At 34.5% G+C, this 19,606-nt stretch carries 15 protein-coding genes and 1 pseudogene; 2 read left to right on the top strand and 14 right to left on the bottom strand.

The genetic code is table 11. The annotated features are described in order from the left end of the window. Nucleotides 1-17: 17 nt before the first annotated feature. From R3L15_RS03605 to R3L15_RS03585, 5 genes are all read right to left on the bottom strand, one after another. The gene (locus R3L15_RS03605) at nt 18-962 is read right to left on the bottom strand and encodes a nitronate monooxygenase (RefSeq protein ID WP_338733282.1); all 945 of its coding nucleotides are present in this window, start codon (nt 960-962) and stop codon (nt 18-20) included. Between the two features lie 133 nt (nt 963-1,095). Further along, nucleotides 1,096-2,292 carry a tRNA 2-thiouridine(34) synthase MnmA gene (mnmA, locus tag R3L15_RS03600; protein ID WP_338733281.1) on the bottom strand — a complete coding sequence of 399 codons (1,197 nt, stop codon included), beginning with the start codon at nt 2,290-2,292 and terminating at the stop codon, nt 1,096-1,098. Between the two features lie 284 nt (nt 2,293-2,576). After that, the gene (locus R3L15_RS03595) at nt 2,577-3,293 is read right to left on the bottom strand and encodes a toxin-antitoxin system YwqK family antitoxin (protein ID WP_338733280.1); all 717 of its coding nucleotides are present in this window, start codon (nt 3,291-3,293) and stop codon (nt 2,577-2,579) included. A 76-nt stretch (nt 3,294-3,369) separates the two neighbouring features. Next, nucleotides 3,370-5,271, bottom strand: a complete 1,902-nt coding sequence (gene yidC, locus R3L15_RS03590; protein ID WP_338733279.1) for a membrane protein insertase YidC — start codon at nt 5,269-5,271, stop codon at nt 3,370-3,372. Nucleotides 5,272-5,347: 76 nt separating this feature from the next. Next, entirely contained in the window at nt 5,348-6,961 is a 1,614-nt protein-coding gene (locus tag R3L15_RS03585; protein WP_338733278.1) for a CTP synthase, read from the bottom strand. A gap of 152 nt (nt 6,962-7,113) precedes the next feature. On the opposite strand from R3L15_RS03585, the gene R3L15_RS03580 reads away from it, so the two are divergent. Together R3L15_RS03580 and R3L15_RS03575 are read left to right on the top strand one after the other, a co-directional pair. After that, nucleotides 7,114-7,467 (top strand): nuclear transport factor 2 family protein, encoded by a 354-nt coding sequence (locus tag R3L15_RS03580; RefSeq protein ID WP_338733277.1) that lies wholly within the window; start codon nt 7,114-7,116, stop codon nt 7,465-7,467. 21 nt (nt 7,468-7,488) lie between these two features. Next, nucleotides 7,489-7,932, top strand: a complete 444-nt coding sequence (locus R3L15_RS03575; RefSeq protein ID WP_338733276.1) for an SRPBCC family protein — start codon at nt 7,489-7,491, stop codon at nt 7,930-7,932. Nucleotides 7,933-7,934: 2 nt separating this feature from the next. Here R3L15_RS03575 and R3L15_RS03570 read toward each other — a convergent pair whose 3' ends face one another. The 9 genes and pseudogenes from R3L15_RS03570 to rimO all read right to left on the bottom strand — a co-directional run bounded on the left by R3L15_RS03570 (nt 7,935) and on the right by rimO (nt 19,532). Beyond that, on the bottom strand, nt 7,935-8,165 hold the full coding sequence (locus R3L15_RS03570) for a DUF3820 family protein (protein ID WP_338733274.1): 231 nt from the start codon (nt 8,163-8,165) through the stop codon (nt 7,935-7,937). Nucleotides 8,166-8,172: 7 nt separating this feature from the next. Then, nucleotides 8,173-8,712: a hypothetical protein gene (locus R3L15_RS03565; RefSeq protein ID WP_338733273.1), complete on the bottom strand. Its 540-nt coding sequence runs from the start codon at nt 8,710-8,712 to the stop codon at nt 8,173-8,175. A gap of 3 nt (nt 8,713-8,715) precedes the next feature. Then, nucleotides 8,716-9,114, bottom strand: a complete 399-nt coding sequence (locus R3L15_RS03560) for an OsmC family protein (RefSeq protein WP_338733272.1) — start codon at nt 9,112-9,114, stop codon at nt 8,716-8,718. Between the two features lies 1 nt (nt 9,115). Then, entirely contained in the window at nt 9,116-11,059 is a 1,944-nt protein-coding gene (locus R3L15_RS03555) for a LysM peptidoglycan-binding domain-containing protein (RefSeq protein WP_338733271.1), read from the bottom strand. Between the two features lie 21 nt (nt 11,060-11,080). Further along, a complete protein-coding gene (guaA, locus tag R3L15_RS03550; RefSeq protein WP_338733269.1) occupies nt 11,081-12,613 on the bottom strand; it encodes a glutamine-hydrolyzing GMP synthase in 1,533 nt (510 codons plus the stop codon). Nucleotides 12,614-12,661: 48 nt separating this feature from the next. Then, nucleotides 12,662-14,031, bottom strand: a pseudogene (locus tag R3L15_RS03545) (pyridoxal phosphate-dependent decarboxylase family protein). Between the two features lie 3 nt (nt 14,032-14,034). Continuing rightward, nucleotides 14,035-15,639 carry a bacillithiol biosynthesis cysteine-adding enzyme BshC gene (bshC, locus tag R3L15_RS03540; protein ID WP_338733268.1) on the bottom strand — a complete coding sequence of 535 codons (1,605 nt, stop codon included), beginning with the start codon at nt 15,637-15,639 and terminating at the stop codon, nt 14,035-14,037. A 156-nt stretch (nt 15,640-15,795) separates the two neighbouring features. Continuing rightward, nucleotides 15,796-18,006 (bottom strand): catalase/peroxidase HPI, encoded by a 2,211-nt coding sequence (gene katG, locus R3L15_RS03535; protein ID WP_338733266.1) that lies wholly within the window; start codon nt 18,004-18,006, stop codon nt 15,796-15,798. A 218-nt stretch (nt 18,007-18,224) separates the two neighbouring features. Then, entirely contained in the window at nt 18,225-19,532 is a 1,308-nt protein-coding gene (gene rimO / locus R3L15_RS03530; protein WP_338733265.1) for a 30S ribosomal protein S12 methylthiotransferase RimO, read from the bottom strand. Nucleotides 19,533-19,606: the final 74 nt, after the last annotated feature.

Here is a 19,606-nt window from a genome sequence, read left to right as displayed (position 1 = left end):
CTAAACGAATATATAATCTACAATTTTGTGACTTTATTTTTAGCTATTTCAAACTCTTCGACCATGTCTTTTACAATTTGCGACACAGGCTTAACCTCATGAATTAATCCCGAAATTTGCCCTATTTCTAATTCGCCTTCCTCTAAGTCGCCTTCAAACATGCCTTTTTTAGCTCGTGCACGTCCTAAAAGGGTTTTAAGGTCATCGACTGAAGGGCTATTCTTGTAAAGCTCTTGAATATCTTGAAAAAACTTATTTTTTATTAACCTTACTGGCGCTAACTCTTTTAATGTTAACTGAGTATCGCCTTCTTTGGCATTAACAACCACTTGCTTAAACGCTTGATGTGCCGAACTTTCTTCGCTAGCTACAAAGCGACTTCCTACTTGCACACCATCGGCTCCTAAAACCATACAAGCTAACATGGCTTGCCCGTTGGCAACACCTCCTGCTGCAATTAATGGAATTTCTAATTGCTCTTTTACCATAGGAATTAAGGTAAGCGTTGTGGTTTCATCGCGGCCATTATGTCCGCCAGCTTCAAATCCTTCAGCTACTACAGCATCTACGCCAGCTTCTTGTGCCTTTAGTGCAAACTTGACACTACTTACTACATGAACTACGGTTATGCCTTTTTCTTGTAACCATTTGGTCCACGTTTTTGGATTTCCTGCTGAAGTGAATACAATTTTCACTCCTTCTTCAACAATAATATCCATGATTTTTTCAATATCAGGATATAGCATAGGTACGTTTACGCCAAACGGTTTATCGGTAGTCTTCTTACATTTTTGAATGTGTTCTCTAAGGACTTCTGGATACATGCTACCAGCTCCTATTAACCCTAAAATCCCTGAGTTACTAGCTGCCGATGCCAACCGCCAACCGCTATTCCAAATCATTCCTGCTTGGATAATTGGATACTCAATATTAAAAAGTTCTGTAATTTTATTGTTACTCATAATAATGATTTAGGCGTTTTAAAAAATGATTTTACTCACTAAGTGAGATTTAAAATGTTCCGATGTTTACATCGAAATGTGTTTTTGGTTTCCGTTTAATGCCTCTCAAGCTTGCTCTGAGATTGTTTACTTATTACGAAATAACTCCAGACCCTACAAGCTCATCTTCTATATACCATGCTACAAATTGACCTTCGGTTATAGCAGATTGTGGTTGCTCGAACACAACATACAATCCATTTGCAACTTTATGTAATTTGGCTTTTTGTAACGGTTGTCTGTATCGAATACGCGCCATAACATCCATGGTTTCTCCTTCGTTTAAAGACAAGTCTTCTCTAACCCAATGCAACTCATCGTTAGTAATAAAAAGGGCACTCTTATATAACCCTGGATGTGATTTCCCTTGACCTGTATAGATTACATTTTCATTTACATCGGTTTCTATAACAAATAATGGTTCTGCTGTTCCGCCAACGGCTAACCCTTTACGTTGTCCTTTGGTAAAGAAATGGGCGCCTTGGTGTTTTCCAACAACCTTACCATCTATTTGCTGATAACTCACTTTTTCTGATAAATATTTTAGTTCCTCTTCCTTGGACTTAAACTCAGGGAGTTCCTTATTATACTTATCATGATTATTGGCTACTTCAACAATAACACCTTCTTTAGGTTTTAATTGCTGTTGTAAAAAATCTGGCAATCTTACTTTACCAATAAAACAAAGTCCTTGTGAATCTTTTTTATCGGCTGTAATAAGGTTTTGTTCTGCAGCTATTTGCCTCACTTCAGGTTTGGTTAATTCACCAATAGGAAATAATGCCTTAGCTAATTGCGCTTGCGATAATTGACATAAAAAATAGGATTGATCTTTGTTGTCATCTACTCCTGCCAATAATTGATATACTTCTTCTCCTTCTTTTGTAATAGTTCCTTTTCGGCAATAATGTCCTGTTGCTACATAATCGGCACCTAGGTCTAAAGCTATTTTCATAAACACATCAAACTTAATTTCACGATTACATAACACATCTGGGTTTGGGGTTCGTCCTTTTTCGTATTCGTTAAACATATAATCAACAATACGCTCTTTGTATTGTTCGCTTAAATCGACGGTTTGAAAAGGGATTCCTAATCTATCTGCCACTAACATGGCATCGTTGCTATCTTCTAACCATGGACACTCATTAGATATGGTTACAGAATCGTCATGCCAATTTTTCATAAACAATCCTATAACCTCATACCCTTGCTCTTTTAAAAGGTATGCTGTTACACTAGAATCTACACCTCCAGAAAGTCCAACTATTACACGTTTTTTCTTATTCATAATTGTTTGCAAAGATACATTAATTTATGCTGTTTTATTATTCAGTTTTTAAGATTGATTTCATTATCAAGATATAACATTCTACCCTACAAATAGTTACAAAAAAACTCATCTATTTAACATTTTTTTATTATGAAATCGCACTTATTTTGGCTATATTGCGCCCACTTATGTTTAGGTAGCTTTCCCCACTTGGATTGATTAATAGCTTACTCAACATGTGAAATACCTAAATAAAAAAAGCTCCTTTTAAAAAGGAGCTTTTATATTTTTATCACCTCAACTTAATGTTGTTTATATGGGTTTTTGCTCCTTCTGGTAAAATCCTCCTCTTTTTCTATTTCTCCATTTTTCTTGTAATATGTCCATACACCATCTCTTCTATTATTTTTGTATTGCCCTTTAAGCTTTAACTTACCTTCTGGTCCGTAAAAATTGGCTTTGCCATATAATTCATCATGAATATAATTATACTCTTTAATTAGCGTACCATCTTCATCGTACCATAAGGATTGCCCATGAAGTTTTCCCTCTTTAAAATGACTTTTTTCAGCAATTTGACCATTTAAGTAGTAAACAACACTTTCTCCTTCAAGATTTCCATTAGTATTATAATTTTCAATAGTCATAACTTGGTTAGAATTATTATGAAAGTATTTCCAAGTTCCTATATGCTTTTTACCAAGCATGTTGCCTTGACTTATAATTTTACCATTTGAAGCAAAAAAAGTCACCTCTGCTATGTTATTTTGCGCATTAAATGTTCTAGTAGCTGTTAAACTTGGTTTGCTATTTACATTTTTGTAAAACTTAAATGTTCCTATTTCTTTACCATGGTTAAACTCACCTTCATAACGTAGTACATGGGTGTTTTTATAGTTCTTTTTCCAAACACCATGGCGTTTTCCATTAGCATCGAATTGATTTACTTTTTCTTGAGCTATTAATGTTGCTATTGATAGCAAGAATACACCACCTATAATAGTTAATGTTTTGAACATAAATTGTTTTTCTTTTAAAAACGGTTACACTCTTAAAATATTATAACAAAAAAGCTGCCAAAAGGCAGCTTTACATTTATTTTTTTCGTTGTTGCGCTTTCTTTTGTTGTTCTGCCTGTTCCATCATTTCTTTCATTTTCTTTTGGAAACGATTTTCTTTTTTAGGCTTTTTCTTATTCTGCTGAATTTTGGCATGTATTTTATCTTCGTCAATGATATAGTTTTTAATGACTAGCATAATTCCAATAGTAATTAAATTGGATACAAAATAATACAAACTTAATCCTGAAGCATAGTTATTAAAGAAGAACAACATCATTAATGGGGAGAAGTAAATCATATACTTCATCATTTTACCCATATCTGGCATACCTTCTTGCGTTGGTTGCGAAGCCATTTGTTGTCCTGTGGTCATTTTCATATAAATAAATATAGCTATAGATGCTAGAATAGGGAACAAACTTACATGGTCACCATAAAACGGAATGTTAAATGGTAGCTTAGCAATCGTATCGTACGAAGATAAATCTTCTGCCCAAAGGAACGGTTTTTGTCTTAAAACAAATGCCGATGGAAAAAACATAAACAAGGCATAAAACACTGGTAATTGCATTAGTGCTGGTAAACATCCAGCCATCGGGCTCGCCCCAGCTTTACTGTATAACGCCATGGTTTCTTGTTGTTTTTTCATGGCATTATCTTTATACTTCTCGTTAATTTCGTTAATTTCTGGCTTTAATATTCTCATTTTTGCCTGAGACACATATGACTTGTATGTTACAGGTGACATAGCAATTCTTACTAAAACTGTCATAACAATAATGGCAATTCCGTAAGGAAAAACACCACTTAAAAAGCTAAATAATGGAATAAATACATAGCGATTAATCCAACCAAAAATACCCCACCCTAGTGGCATAATTTCATCAAGGTTACGATTATAACTACTTAATACTTCGTAATCGCTTGGCCCAAAGTATAAATCCATTGTTTTATTAATTTCGCCACCTTTAACTTCTAAAGGTAATTTAGAAGAAAATGCTTTGGTGTATAAAGTGTCTATTTCTTCGTCTTGTACTAAGTTTTTAGACACCATGTTGGCTGTTGCAAACGGCTCGTCTGCTAATAAAACTGATGTAAAGAAATGTTGCTTGTAAGCCACATAAGTTACCGATTCTTCGGTATCGTCACTTAATTCGCTTTGCCCTAAATAACTGTCTTTGCCACCATCGTATTCGTATACCAATTCGGTATAACGATTTTCGTAAGATATACTTTTAGCATGACGATAAGTTTTTAAATCCCAATTTAAATCTATAGGTTGAGACCCATTAATTACATTATTCATGCCTTGCGATCTGATGGTAAAATCCATCATATAATCGTCTGGTTTAAGCTCGTAACGGTATTCTAAAAACTTATCTGACCCGGCTTTAAGCTTCATGGAAACCACTGTATTATCACCATTTTTAGTGACCGATGGTTCAAAATAAAGGTCTCTAGTATTTAAGGTTCTGTTATCAGATGTTCCAAAATTGATATTAAAATCGGCATTGCCATCTTTAATTATATAAATAGGAATGGAATCGTAATTAACAAATTCTTTCAGCTTAACTTCTGATAAGTAGCCACCTTTATTACTAAACTTTAATTCAAACAAACTGGTTTCAACCAATGTTGTTTCATCTTTTGCAGATGGTAAGGTAGAGGAATACGCTAACGCTCCTAGCTTTCCTTTTAAGGCTTCAAGTTTTAACGAGTCTGTAGGCGAAGGCGCGGTAAAATCTTCTGAAGAGACAACTTTTGTATCGGTTGCTTCTGCAGCCTTCTTCTCGGCTTCTACTTGTGCTTGTTTTGCTTGCTCTTCTGCTTCTAACTCTTCTGGAGTTGGCTGATTGGTGTACATAATGTACACAAGTATTCCAAAGATTAGGATAAACCCAATAATAGAATTAATGTCTAGTTTTTTTTCTTCCATACTACTTCTTAAATCTAGACGGGTTTAAATCAAAAACCTGTCCCAAACTATATTTTGTGCCATACTGACACATATTTTATTTTGTTTTATGCTCTGATGCCGCTTTTACAAATGCCACAAATAATGGATGCGGATTGGCAACCGTACTTTTATATTCTGGATGATATTGCACACCTACAAACCAAGGATGAGATGGTATTTCTACCACTTCAACCAAACCGGTATCTGGGTTTACTCCTGTTGGTACCATACCTGCTGCTTCTATTTGCTCGCGATACGCATTATTAAATTCAAATCTATGACGGTGTCTTTCTGTTATTGTATCTTGGTTATAAACAGCTTTAACTATCGAGTTTTCTTTTAATTGACATGCCCATGCACCTAAACGCATGGTTCCTCCTTTGTCTTCTACATGTTTTTGTTCTTCCATTAAATTAATGACAGGATGAGACGTATCAGGATCCATTTCGGTTGAATTAGCATCTTGTAATTTTAATACATTTCTAGCGTATTCTATAACTGCCATTTGCATACCAAGACAAATACCAAAAAATGGAATGTTGTGTTCGCGTACATATCGCACAGCTTCTATTTTACCTTCAATACCGCGCTCCCCAAAACCTGGCGCGACTAGTACACCGTTTAAATGTGCTAGTTTTTCCTTTACACTTTTGGTATCGAGATGCTCAGAATGAATAGCTTCTACATTTACTTTCACTTCATTTTCTGCTCCTGCATGAATAAAAGCTTCTAAAATAGATTTATAAGAATCTTGAAGCTCGACATATTTTCCTATTAAACCAATGGTTATTTCTGCTTTAGGATTTTTATGACGTTGCAAAAACTGATTCCATTGTGTTAAATCTGGTTTAGAGCTATTTAATGCCAATTTCTTTAAAACAACTTTATCTAAGCCTTGATTAAGCATTAAATTAGGAACATCGTAAATAGTAGAAGCATCTATAGATTGTATCACCGCTTCTTCACGTACATTACAAAACAAGGCTAATTTTGTGCGTAAATCTTCTGGCAGTTCATGCTCGGTACGACATACTAAAACATCGGCTTGAACACCGCTTTCCATTAAGGTTTTTACACTATGCTGTGTTGGTTTTGTTTTTAATTCGCCTGCGGCAGATAAAAAAGGTACTAATGTTAAATGAATAACAATACCATTGTTGTCACCTAAATCCCATTTTAACTGACGTACAGCTTCTATGTAGGGTAACGACTCAATGTCGCCGACTGTTCCTCCAATTTCGGTAATAACTATATCATAATCTCCAGACTTGCCAAGGATTTGGATACGTTCTTTAATTTCATCTGTAATGTGTGGTACAACTTGAACGGTTTTTCCTAAAAATTCGCCGCGACGTTCTTTTTCTATAACACTTTGGTAAATTCTACCTGTTGTTACATTATTAGCCTGACTTGTATTGACGTTTAAAAAACGTTCGTAATGTCCTAAATCAAGATCGGTTTCTGCACCATCTTCCGTAACATAGCATTCGCCATGTTCGTATGGGTTTAATGTCCCTGGGTCGACATTAATATAAGGATCTAATTTTTGAATTGTTGTACGGTATCCTTGAGCTTGAAGTAATTTTGCTAAAGAGGCGGCAATGATTCCTTTTCCTAAAGAAGATGTTACTCCTCCTGTAACAAAAATGTATTTAGTTGTTGTTGTCATGTTGCGTTTTTAAACGCAGGCAAATTTACAAAATTAAAACTGTTATTAAAGTATTGTTTGACGAAATAACGTTTAGAATTTAAATTACAGAACTCATTAAAATTCATTTAATTATCTTAGTCATAAATCAACAATCGATTAACATGGCAAATATGACTTTAGAAAGTTTAATAAAAAAATGGTTTGCTTGCTGGGAATGTGGTGATTTAAATAATTTACCTATTTCAAAAAAATTCACACATTCTAGTCCATTTGGAACTATTGAAAGCAAACAATCCTATCTTGAATTGGTTAATAATAATAAAGATAAATTTTTAAATTATAAGTTTACAATACACGATACTATTTACAACAAGAATAAGGCTTGTGTAAGATATACTGCCACACAAGAAGATTTTGAATTAGATGTTAGTGAGTGGTATTATGTTAAAAATAATTATATTGAAAAAATCATTGCTTATTACCATATTGGTGATATTAAAGAAGAGCGTTTGCTAAACAGTTAATTATTTTTAAATATTTCTTTTATGACATCATTTGAAGGCTATATTGATATTAATAAACCTCAGAAAGAAGTTTCAAAGATTTTTGCTAATCCAGATAATTTAATACATTATCAAGACGGGTTTGTAAAAAAAGAGTTAATTCGTGGTGAAGCTGGTAAGGCTGGTGCGGTTTCAAAAATGTATTACAAATATGGAAAACGTGACATGGTTTTAACGGAAACGATTGTAAAAAACGAATTACCTAATACTTTTATAGCAAATTACCACCACAAACATATGGACAATTCTTTAACGTCTGAGTTTGTTGTTTTAAATGAGAATAAAACTCGCTATAAGTATTATGGCTCTTACACTAGAATAAGCTGGGTTATTCCTAAGTTAATAGCTATTTTTTATCCTAAACTTTATAGAAAACAGGCCGAAAAATGGATGACACAATTTAAAAACTACGTAGAGTCTCGATAATATTATAGTTTAGGATATTGCTTTTGAATGTTCCTAATTAAGTGCTCTAAACCATTTACCTTTAATTCGTATACGGTCTGCAACATATCGCCAAGCTTTCCTTTAGGAAACCCTTTGCTGTGGTACCACACTACGTAATACTCGGGAAGATCTATTAAGTACCTTCCTTCATATTTTCCGTAAGGCATTTTTGTATGTGCTAATTTTATTAAAAATGTTTTATCAGGCTGCAAGGGATTGTTATTCTAATTTAAACTGAGATAATTCTTTTAATTCATCACGTACTCTTTTTTGCCACTGTAACTGTTTGTCCTTATTTCTGGAATAGTCAGTTTCATTATCGTATTGATTTTGGAAATTGGCCAGCTCTTTAAGAATAGTTTCGTGAATAGCATTTAAACGATCTCTAACTTTATTTGAGATTTTTACCTGAGAAATACGCTTTCTAAATTTTCTAGCAAACAACTCGGTAATATCAAAATGCAATTGTTCGTGTGCTAAAACATGAGCATCGACCTGGTTTTTTTTGTACCATGATTTGTTAGGGTAAAATTGCGATTTCACTTCTGTTTTAAAACCTATTACATTATCATTATTAGTATTAACCGAAAATGAAAATACAATTCCTGAGGCTGTTACTGCTACAGCACCAGAAGTACTATCGGGTTGAGCTATAAAATTAGACCAAGATAAGTTTACTGCATCAGTCCAAAGAATAACGGGTTCTTTGGGCTGTGAAAACCCGACAAAAAAACAACACAACGCTAAAAGCCTAATCATAAACTACCAATTAAAAGAAATGTTTTTCTTTATATCTGGGTGTAAACTGTAATAAACTGGACATGTTACTGCCGTCCTTTCAAGAATATTTTTAAGGTTATCGTTTAAAACTTCTGGAAATGTAAGCACAATATCAATCCTAGAAATACGTCTTGGGTTACTTGCCATGGTTTTTGTAACTTCTGCTGTTGTTCCAGATATATCAACATTTAAGTCTCTGGCTTTAATACCCATAACGGTTAACATACAATTAGCTAAACCTGTTGCAACAGTATCTGTTGGTGAAAAAGCTTCGCCTTTACCATTATTATCTGTTGGCGCATCGGTAATATAAGTCTCGCCAGATTTTAAGTGCTCGTTTTTTGTTCTTAAACTACCTAAGTATGTTACTTTAGATGTCATTTTACTCTACCTCTATAACCTTTAAATCGTCGTACTTTACCAAGTAAACGGTATTGTTATAATAGCCGCCAAAAAGCTTCTTCTTATAAGCAAACTTATTTTCTACATACTCTGTTAAAGGTGCATTATTAACCGACTCATATAAATCATCATAGGATGCTAATCGTAACACAACATCCATGGTAATATCAAAACCACGTACCGCTATTTTATTAGGAGTAATGCCAAATCTTTTTTCGTAAGCTTTTACAAAGCTATTGTGGTTTTCTGAATCGTAAGATTTTGCTAAAGCAGGAAAATGAAAGTTAAGGTTTGATAAATGATAATTAGAAACATTATCATTTTCAAAAGCACTGTTCATATTTGTTGTTGCTAATACTATTGTTTTTCCATCTACATTTGTATAAGCATTTAGTTTACTGGTAACATTAGAAACTAACCCAGGATTATCCGATTCTAAAAACACGATATTTTTCCCTGGTTTTAGTTTATCTGTAATATCGGCGTCGTACACAAAATATGCTTCTTCTCCTTCTTTATTTTTTCTTGAAAATACTTGCGATGCTCTAGGAAAAGTGGCCTTTAAATCATTATTCACTTTAGTATGTTTCGCATCGGAAATAATAATCATATTTGTGTATGTAGTGTCTTTTTGAAAATAACTTACGACTTTATCTCTCAACAGATCTTCTGAAGGACGCGATTGAAAAACATTTTCGTAAAGTTGTACATTTTTGGTTATTGGTGAAATAACAGGTGTATTGCTACTTTTTAATTCTGAAGCTACTTTATTTAAGTTATTTGGCATTAATGGCCCAATTACAGCATCGGTATTTTCTAAATCTTCAGAACGCAAAATTTGCATCACTTCACTTAACTGGTTTTTCGTATCATAAACATTAATATTAAGCGAAAGTCCCATTGTTTTTAAAGAGTCTAAAGCAATTAAAGCGCCTTCATAGAAATCTAAAGACGTCTTTAAAAAGGGATTTTTTGCAAGTTGTTGTTTATTATCGGCAATAGAATCTGATACGACTTTGTTTAACTGAAAAGGCAACATAAAAACTATGCGCTTTGTACCAAAAGATATACTATCGGTTAAATCTATTTGATTTTCAACAATAGTATTATTTGTATCTTGCAAACTAGCTTGGTATGGCACTTTTAAAATCATACCATTTTTTAAGCCACTTTCTTTTAGTTCTGGATTTAGTGTTTCTAACTCTTCTTGAGAAAGTCCTAGTTTAACTTTTAATCTATAAAATCCTTCTTTAGGCTGAACGGTATAATAGGAATAACGATGATCTATTTCTTTTTCATCTTCTAAAGCTAGATTAGGCACTTGTATTACTTGCCCTTCATCTAACACCTCTCCCATTTCCGGGTTAAGTGCTTCAAGATCGGCTATTGTTATTCCAAACTTATAAGCTATACGCCACTTTCCTTCTTTAGGCAATACGGTATAATCTCTGGTTTTAGAGTTATTGGCTGCCTCCTCTTTTGGTGTTGTAGTATTATCTTTAACAGTTTTATAAACAGGGATTTTTAACTTATCACCTTTTCTTAAATTATTAGCATATAAAAATGTATTATGCTTTTTAATGTCATCTATTTCAAGGTTATAAGCTTTAGAAATACTATAGAGTGTTTCTTTTCGTCTTGTTTTATGTTCTTTAAAACCAATTAATTCTTTGGTAGCTCCAGTATTATTGCCAGTTGAAATTCTAGAGTTTGGAATAATTAAAACACTATTTACCTCGAGGCCTTTTTTGGCATCAGGATTCAAGGAATAAATATCAAATGGTGTAACCTTATATGTTTTCGCAATCTCCTCGATGGTTTCTCCTTGTTGTACTTTATGTGTTTTATAATTTTGAGCTTGCGTTGTCGACACACCACAGCTTAATAATAAAAAGAAAGTCAATAGATAAAGAAATTGTCTCATATAATAATGCTTATTTTTTAATTATTCCCATTCGATAGTTGCTGGCGGTTTAGAGCTAATATCGTATACTACTCTATTAACGCCTTTAACTTTATTTATTATCTCATTTGAAGTTTTTTGTAAAAACTCATAAGGTAAATTCACCCAATCTGCTGTCATACCATCCGTGCTTTCTACGGCACGTAATGCTACGCATTTCTCGTAAGTACGTTCGTCGCCCATAACACCAACACTATTTACAGGCAGCAACATAGCGCCAGCTTGCCATACTTGATCGTAAAGTTCCCAAGATTTCAAATTATTAATAAAAATGGCATCAACCTCTTGTAATATACGAACTTTCTCTCTGGTTAGATCTCCTAAAATACGAATAGCTAATCCAGGACCTGGAAATGGGTGACGTCCTAAAAGGTTTTTATCCATTCCCATGGAAGCACCTACACGTCTCACTTCATCTTTAAATAAAAGCTTTAAAGGCTCGACTATTTTCAACTTCATAAAATCTGGCAACCCTCCTACATTATGATGACTTTTTATAGTAGCACTTGGTCCACCTGTTGCAGAAACACTTTCTATCACATCAGGATAAATGGTTCCTTGTGCTAACCACTTTACATCTTTAATAGCATGTGCTTCATCATCAAAAACTTCAATAAATACGCGACCTATAATTTTTCTTTTCTTTTCTGGATCGCTTACGCCTTCAAGTGCATCCAAAAAGCGTGCCGAAGCATCAACGCCTTTTACATTTAAGCCCATTCCTTCATATTGTTTTAATACGTCGGTAAACTCATTTTTACGTAGTAAGCCATTATTTACAAAAATACAATATAGGTTTTCCCCTATTGCTTTATGTAATAACATAGCAGCTACCGAAGAGTCTACTCCTCCAGATAATCCAAGAACCACTTTGTCATTGCCTAATTTAGATTTTAGCTCATCTACCGTTTCTTCTACAAACGATTGTGGTGTCCAATCTTGTTTTACACCAGCAATATTTACTAAAAAGTTTTCTAATAATTGTTTCCCATCTGTAGAGTGATACACTTCAGGATGAAACTGTAACGCATAAGTTTTTTCACCATTAATTTTATAAGCCGCATTTTCTACGTCATGCGTACTTGCTAAGAGTTCGCCATTAGTTGGTAAAGCTTTAATGGTATCGCTATGACTCATCCAAACCTGACTTCCTTTTGAAATTCCGTTGAATAAATCATCCTCTTTTACAAACGATAAATTGGCACGACCATATTCTCTTGTATTTGAAGGAGCCACTTCACCACCAGAGAAATGTGCTAAATATTGTGCTCCGTAACATACGGCAAGCATAGGTTTTTTACCGCGAATGTTACTTAAATCTGGATGTGGCGCATTTTCGGCTCTTACCGAAAAAGGGCTACCCGATAAAATAACGGCGTGATAGTTTTCTAAATGATTAGGAATCTTGTTGTAAGGATGAATTTCACAATAAATATTTAATTCTCTTACGCGGCGCGCAATAAGCTGTGTATACTGCGAACCGAAATCTAAAATAAGTACGTTGTTGTGTTGCATGTGCAAAATTAACAATTGATTTTTATAATCTATTGATGATTGTATTTTTTATTTCATGGAATCCAAAATCATTTGGATATCGTGTTCTGTTGTATCTGGATTAATAAAGCAAAAACGAGAAACGGTCTCGAAAGTGTCGCCGTTTTTCCATTTTGTAGGGGTTACTAAAGCGAAACCAGATTTATGGTTTTTGTAGGTCCACTCGGTATAATCTTCTGGTTGCCATCCTTTTCGTCTAAATAACACACAGGATAAACTTGGATCTCTAACTAGCTCGACATCTGGGTGCTCTGTAATCATTTTACCAGCAATTTGTGCTAATTCCAACCCGCGTTCCACAGCTTCTTTGTATCTATCTGTACCATGAGTGGCTAAAGAAAACCATAATGGTAACCCACGAACACGTCTTGTAAGTTGTATTTGGTAATCGGTTGGATTAAAACCATGTGCCCCTTCATCTTTAAAAATGTCAAGATACGACCCTTGTTGCGAATGTGCTGCTTTAGCTAGTTCTGGGTCTTTATAAATAACGGCTCCACAATCGTAAGGTGAAAACATCCATTTATGTGGATCGATGGTTATACTATCAGCTCTTTCTATACCGTTAAAAAGGTGTCTTACCGAATCGGCTGCCAATGCACCACCGCCATATGCTGCATCTACATGAAACCAAAGTTTTTCATCTTCGCAAACTTGCGCTATACCTTCTAAATCATCAATAATTCCTGCATTTGTGGTTCCTCCAGTTGCCACAACGGCAAACAAGCGTTTTCGTTGATGGAAGTTTAAATTATCTATGGTTTTGCGCAAGGCGTCTCCTGATAATTCTTCTTCAGAATCGACTAACAGAATATCAACATCGGCCACTTTTGCCATAGCTTTTATTGAAGAATGTGCTCCTATAGAGGTTATAATTAGCCCCTTTTCACGTTTATAGGTTTCATCTTCTCGCCAATGTTCACGCGCAGTAACTATTGCAGATAAATTGGCTGCTGTACCTCCGCTTGTAAACACACCAAACGCTCCTTCTGGCAATCCTGTTAAGGATACAATCCAGCTCATGGCCTCGTTTTCACAAAATATGCCTCCCGCACCTTCCATCCAATAAGCACCATGAATACTTGAAGCCGATGTTACCAAATCAAACATAATGGCTGCTCGAGTTGGTGAGGCTGGCACAAAGGCTAAATTTCTAGGATGATCTACAGGAACATTTGCTTTTGAGAGATGTTGCCTCCAAAGGTTAAAAGCATATTCCCCGCCAATACCTTTTGGTGTAACAGTATCGCCAACAATATTTTTAAGTTCTTCAGCTTTTTTGGTTTTCCTATGGGATGCTCTGTCGCAGAAATTCTATCAATGGCATATTTCATGACATCTAAGGTCATTTCTACCAAATCGATATCTATTTTATGCATGGGTTATTCTAACTTTAGTATTAAAAACTCACTCTTTAGAGGTTGCAAATTTAATACTAACTGCTGAATTAATTGGTCTCCATGCTCTAAATAAAACTCAGAAAAATTAACTTGACGTTCTTGCAAGCTTTGATTAGGAAATAACTCGTTTTGTAACAACTCAACACGACTTAATATATCGCTTAATTTTCGTTTTTGAGCTTTTAACAATCGTTTCTCTAAATGTTCCAAACCTTTTATTTGCTTACGTTCTTGTGCTCCAACAGCTCCTAGAAAAGATTTATCGGTTTGTTCGGCTAGTTTATAAAGGTCTTTAAACTGTTGCTCTAAGTGTTTTTTTTGTGCAGAAAAATCAATATCAATTCTTGAAACTCGTTTAGTTACTTTCGTTATTAAATCAGATTGTTTTAAAAACAAATCTTCAATTGATATATTTAGTTTTTTAAGTTTCTCTTCTTGTTTTTCTGTGATTAGCAACGCCGAATTTCTTAATAAAAGCAATGGAAAAACAACGTTTTGTGTTTCAAAATTAGATTTTAATTGCAACCAATAAGCTAGCTCGCCACCGCCACCTATATAACACAGGTTTGGCAAAATAACTTCTTGATAAAGTGGCCTTAAAATAACATTGGGGCTAAACCGCTCTGGATAAGATTCGACTTCTTTAAGCAATGCCTCTTTTGTCCAGTTTATAGATGTTTCTAAAACAGTATACTCTCCATTTACTTCAACTATGCGTTCCCGAATATTGTCTTTAATATAGAACAGGTTAATCTCTCTTGGTGTGACTTGTATTTTATAGTCGTCTGAAAGGTTATTTAAAGCATCACTTGTTTGATTGACTTCTTTAAATCCCTTTTGATGCAATAATTCATCTTTTATAAACGGCACAAGCAATTGCTTAAGCGCTTTATCATCGCCATCAACAATTACCAACCCATATTCTTTAAACAACTCGTTTGCAAGAAACCTAGTTGCTTGGGTTAAATTATTGTGATTTAAATAAGCGTTTTCAAATAAATTAAGAATGTGTTTTGCATTATTGCTTTTATTTAATTGTTTAGAAAACATCTTGTAGACACCTTCTAGACCACTTAAATCTAACTTTCCTACGGCACCAGAGCTCGATCTTTTCCATTGAATTTTCTTTCCTTCAAAGTTGAAGTAATTAATTTCATCAAAATCATGATCTTCGGTTGCCATCCAATACACCGGCACAAAATTGTAGTTTGGATACGCCTTTTTAAGCTCTTTACACAGGTTAATTGTCGATATAATTTTATATAAAAAATATAATGGTCCCGTAAAGAGGTTTAGTTGATGACCAGTAGTAACTGTAAAGGTTTTGTCGCTTTCTAATAATTTAATATTAGCTTCTGTTTTAGCCGATATATCTACTTTAGCATACTGTTTTTTCAAGCTTTTTGTTAAAACAAGTCTAACTTCGCGATTAAACTGATGCTCTTTTAACTTTATTTGTTTTTTAAAGTTTTCTATTGAAGGATATTCGCCATAAAATGTTTTTAATTCTTCTTTCTCTTCTAGATAATCGCAAATAAGTTTTGAAAAGTAATTAGTGTCCTTGAACGGTATACAGTCTGTTGGCATAAAAAAGTAAGTTATCGAGTTACAAATATACAGTCTTTTATACACTAAGTTCCAAACAAAACGTTAAGAGTATTGCCTTAAATATTACCTTTTGAAAAGAGAATTTAAAGCAAAAAAGCAAGCTAAATTAGCTTGCTTTTTGATAGTTATTAAAATCTATTGTTTTAAATCAAAACGGTCTAATTCCATAACTTTCTCCCAAGCTGAGACAAAATCGTGAACAAATTTTTCTTTAGAGTCGTTAGAAGCATAAACCTCGGCCAATGCTCTTAACTCAGAGTTAGAGCCAAAAACAAGATCTGCTCGTGTTCCTGTCCATTTTACCGCTCCCGACTTTCGGTCACGTCCTTCAAACGTTTCTTCATCTTCAGAGGTTGATTTCCATTCGGTACTCATATCTAATAAATTCACGAAGAAATCGTTAGTAAGCGCTCCAGGAGTATTTGTAAACACACCATGTTTAGAGTTATCGTAATTGGCCTCCATAACGCGCATACCACCAACTAAAACAGTCATTTCTGGCGCTGTTAAGGTTAATAAATTGGCTTTATCTATTAATAACTCTTCTGTAGATACAGGAAATTTTGTTTTGCGATAATTTCTAAAACCATCGGCCGCTGGTTCTAAATATTCAAAAGCTTCAACATCTGTTTCTTCAAGAGAAGCATCCATTCTACCTGGTGCAAACGATACATTTACATTAAACCTTGCCTTTTTTGCGGCATTCTCAACACCAACATTACCCGCCAAAACAATTAAATCAGCTAAGGATACTTTTTTATTTCCATTTGAGGTATTAAACTCATTTTGAATACTTTCTAAAACCGATAATACTTTTGATAATGTTTTAGGATTATTTACTTCCCAGTCTTTTTGTGGTGCAAGTCGTACCCTAGCGCCGTTAGCACCTCCTCGCTTATCTGAACCACGAAATGTAGAAGCCGAAGCCCAAGCAGTAGAAACTAAATCTGACACCGATAATCCTGTATTAGTTATTTTTTCTTTAAGGTTTGTGATATCTTCAGTAGAAACTAACTCATGATTTACAACAGGAATTGGATCTTGCCAAATTAATTCCTCATTTGGCACTTCTGGGCCTAAATACCTAGACGTTGGCCCCATATCGCGATGGGTTAATTTATACCAGGCTTTTGCAAAAGCATCGGCAAATTCATCTGGATTTTCGTAAAAACGTCTAGAAATCTTTTCATATTCAAGATCAAAACGTAATGACAAATCTGTAGTTAACATGGTTGGTTTATGTTTTTTAGAACCATCAAAAGCATCAGGAATACTAGCTTCAGCATCTTTTGCTACCCATTGAATTGCTCCAGCAGGACTTTTTGTTTTTTCCCATTCATATTCAAATAAATTTTTAAAAAACAGATTACTCCATTGTGTTGGGGTTTGCGTCCATGTTACTTCTGGTCCGCCAGTTATAGCGTCCTTACCTTTACCTGTATTAAAACTACTCATCCAACCAAAACCTTGTGTCTCCATTGAAGCTGCTTCTGGTTCTGGACCAACATATTTACTAGGATCTGCCATACCATGCGTTTTACCAAAGGAATGTCCTCCAGCTATTAATGCTACAGTTTCTTCATCGTTCATCGCCATACGCTTAAAGGTCTCCCGAATATCTACTGCCGCCGAAACAGGATCACCATTACCATTAGGCCCTTCAGGATCTACATAAATTAGCCCCATAACAACAGCTGCCAACGGATCTTCTAAATCTCGTTCTCCTGAATATCTTTTATCATCTAACCATTCGGTTTCTGATCCCCAATAAACGTCTTCTTCGGGCTCCCAAACATCTTCTCTTCCTCCTGCAAAACCAAACGTTTTAAAGCCCATGGACTCTAAAGCGACATTACCTGCTAAAACCATAAGGTCTGCCCAGGAAATGTTTTTCCCATATTTTTGTTTTATGGGCCATAATAATCTTCTTGCCTTATCTAAATTGGCATTATCTGGCCAACTATTTAATGGTGCAAAACGCTGTTGCCCTGCTCCTGCTCCTCCACGACCATCGCCAATACGATAGGTTCCGGCACTGTGCCAAGCCATTCGGATAAACAATCCACCGTAATGACCAAAATCTGCTGGCCACCACTCTTGAGAGTCGGTCATTAAATCATTTAAATCTTTTTTAAGTGCTTGGTAATCTAGTTTTTGAAAAGCTTCGGCATAATTAAAATCTTTGTCCATAGGATTGGACAATGTAGAATTTTGACGTAGTATACTAACTTTTAATTGATTGGGCCACCAATCTTTATTTTTTGTTCCGCCAACGGCATGTTTTGGTGCTGCTCCAGAAAAAGGACATTTTCCTTCGCCATTTGAATGCTGATTGTTTCCTCCCATATCTTTTAAATTTAATTTGTTATTAGACAGTTAAATTTATAATAAAACAAAACTATGCTCTTGTTTTATCTATAAATAAAACTTATACAACTATAATGTGTTGTAGCCTTTTAAATTTAATAAAATATAAAGTGAAATACAATTACGTGACAGATTAACTTACAAGTTTACAAAAACATAAACTTTTAGAACGAATTAAGTTAAAATGCTGCTTTTAATTAGTTTGTTAAAACTTCAGCATATAAATCGAAATCTGAAGCATCTGTTATTTTTACCTTAGCAAATTCCCCTGTTTTAAGATATGTTGTTGAAGCATCTATTAACACTTCATTATCTACATCTGGTGAATCAAATTCGGTACGGCCAATAAAGTAATTCCCTTCTTTTCTATCGATAACAATTGTTAATTCTTTACCTATTTTTTCTTGGTTTAGCTCCCACGAAATTTGAGATTGCACCTCCATAATCTCGTTGGCTCTTTGTTGTTTAACTTCCTCTGGAACATCATCTTCCAAAGTATATGCATGTGTGTTTTCTTCGTGAGAATATGTAAAACATCCTAAACGCTCAAAACGCATTTCTTGCACCCACTGTTTTAGTTCTTGAAAATCTTCTTCGGTTTCTCCAGGGTAACCAACAATTAACGTGGTACGAATGGTCATTTCAGGTACCGTTTTTCTAAAGTCTTTAAGTAGTTTTGTGGTTTTCTCTTTAGTTGTACCACGACGCATACTTTTAAGAAGGTGATTTGAGATATGCTGTAATGGAATATCGATATAATTACAGACTTTAGGCTCACGTTTCATAACATCTAAAACGTCCATTGGAAACCCTGTTGGAAACGCATAATGTAGTCTAATCCATTCTATTCCTTCTACTTTTACAAGGTTTTCTAACAACTCAGCAAGATTTCTCTTTTTGTATAAATCTAACCCGTAATAGGTTAAATCTTGCGCAATAAGAATTAACTCTTTAACACCGTTTGTGGCTAACTTTTCAGCTTCAGAGACAAGATCTTCTATTGGGGTACTTTTATGTTTTCCTCGCATTAATGGAATGGCACAGAAACTACACGGACGATCACAACCTTCAGCAATTTTTAAATACGCATAGTTTTTAGGCGTTGTTGTTAAGCGTTCTCCTATAAGTTCATGCTTGTAATCGGCACCTAAAGCTTTTAATAATCCCGGCAATTCAGTCGTTCCGAAATACTGATCAACATTCGGAATTTCCTTTTCTAAATCTGGTTTATAGCGCTCACTTAAACACCCTGTAACAAACACTTTATCAACATCGCCGGCTTCTTTTTTTTGCATAAACTCCAAAATGGTGTTCACACTTTCTTCTTTAGCATTATTAATAAATCCACAAGTATTAATAACCACAACATTCCCTTCTTCTTCATGAACAACCTCTTTTCCATTGGCTTTAAGCTGTCCCATTAACACTTCACTATCATAAACATTTTTACTACAGCCAAGTGTAACTACATTAATCTTATTTTTCTTGCGCGATTTTGTTCTCATTCTACAAAAATTAGAGGGCAAAGATACAACCTTAATTAAACCTTTTATATTTTTATACATCTAAATGTAAAACA

Source organism: Mangrovimonas cancribranchiae, from assembly GCF_037126245.1.
Lineage (GTDB): Bacteria > Bacteroidota > Bacteroidia > Flavobacteriales > Flavobacteriaceae > Mangrovimonas > Mangrovimonas cancribranchiae.
This window is presented reverse-complemented; position numbering and strand designations above follow the sequence as displayed.

What these genes read in the sequence shown, in the direction of transcription:
- R3L15_RS03560 (WP_338733272.1), bottom strand. Translation starts at nt 9,114, where the DNA reads ATGACATCTAAAGTAACATACTTAGGTAGTTTAAGAACAAAAAACGAG.
- R3L15_RS03555 (WP_338733271.1), bottom strand. Translation starts at nt 11,059, where the DNA reads ATGAGACAATTTCTTTATCTATTGACTTTCTTTTTATTATTAAGCTGT.
- guaA (WP_338733269.1), bottom strand. Translation starts at nt 12,613, where the DNA reads ATGCAACACAACAACGTACTTATTTTAGATTTCGGTTCGCAGTATACA.
- R3L15_RS03580 (WP_338733277.1), top strand. Translation starts at nt 7,114, where the DNA reads ATGACTTTAGAAAGTTTAATAAAAAAATGGTTTGCTTGCTGGGAATGT.
- R3L15_RS03605 (WP_338733282.1), bottom strand. Translation starts at nt 962, where the DNA reads ATGAGTAACAATAAAATTACAGAACTTTTTAATATTGAGTATCCAATT.
- R3L15_RS03565 (WP_338733273.1), bottom strand. Translation starts at nt 8,712, where the DNA reads ATGATTAGGCTTTTAGCGTTGTGTTGTTTTTTTGTCGGGTTTTCACAG.
- rimO (WP_338733265.1), bottom strand. Translation starts at nt 19,532, where the DNA reads ATGAGAACAAAATCGCGCAAGAAAAATAAGATTAATGTAGTTACACTT.
- bshC (WP_338733268.1), bottom strand. Translation starts at nt 15,639, where the DNA reads ATGCCAACAGACTGTATACCGTTCAAGGACACTAATTACTTTTCAAAA.
- R3L15_RS03585 (WP_338733278.1), bottom strand. Translation starts at nt 6,961, where the DNA reads ATGACAACAACAACTAAATACATTTTTGTTACAGGAGGAGTAACATCT.
- R3L15_RS03575 (WP_338733276.1), top strand. Translation starts at nt 7,489, where the DNA reads ATGACATCATTTGAAGGCTATATTGATATTAATAAACCTCAGAAAGAA.
- katG (WP_338733266.1), bottom strand. Translation starts at nt 18,006, where the DNA reads ATGGGAGGAAACAATCAGCATTCAAATGGCGAAGGAAAATGTCCTTTT.
- mnmA (WP_338733281.1), bottom strand. Translation starts at nt 2,292, where the DNA reads ATGAATAAGAAAAAACGTGTAATAGTTGGACTTTCTGGAGGTGTAGAT.
- R3L15_RS03595 (WP_338733280.1), bottom strand. Translation starts at nt 3,293, where the DNA reads ATGTTCAAAACATTAACTATTATAGGTGGTGTATTCTTGCTATCAATA.
- yidC (WP_338733279.1), bottom strand. Translation starts at nt 5,271, where the DNA reads ATGGAAGAAAAAAAACTAGACATTAATTCTATTATTGGGTTTATCCTA.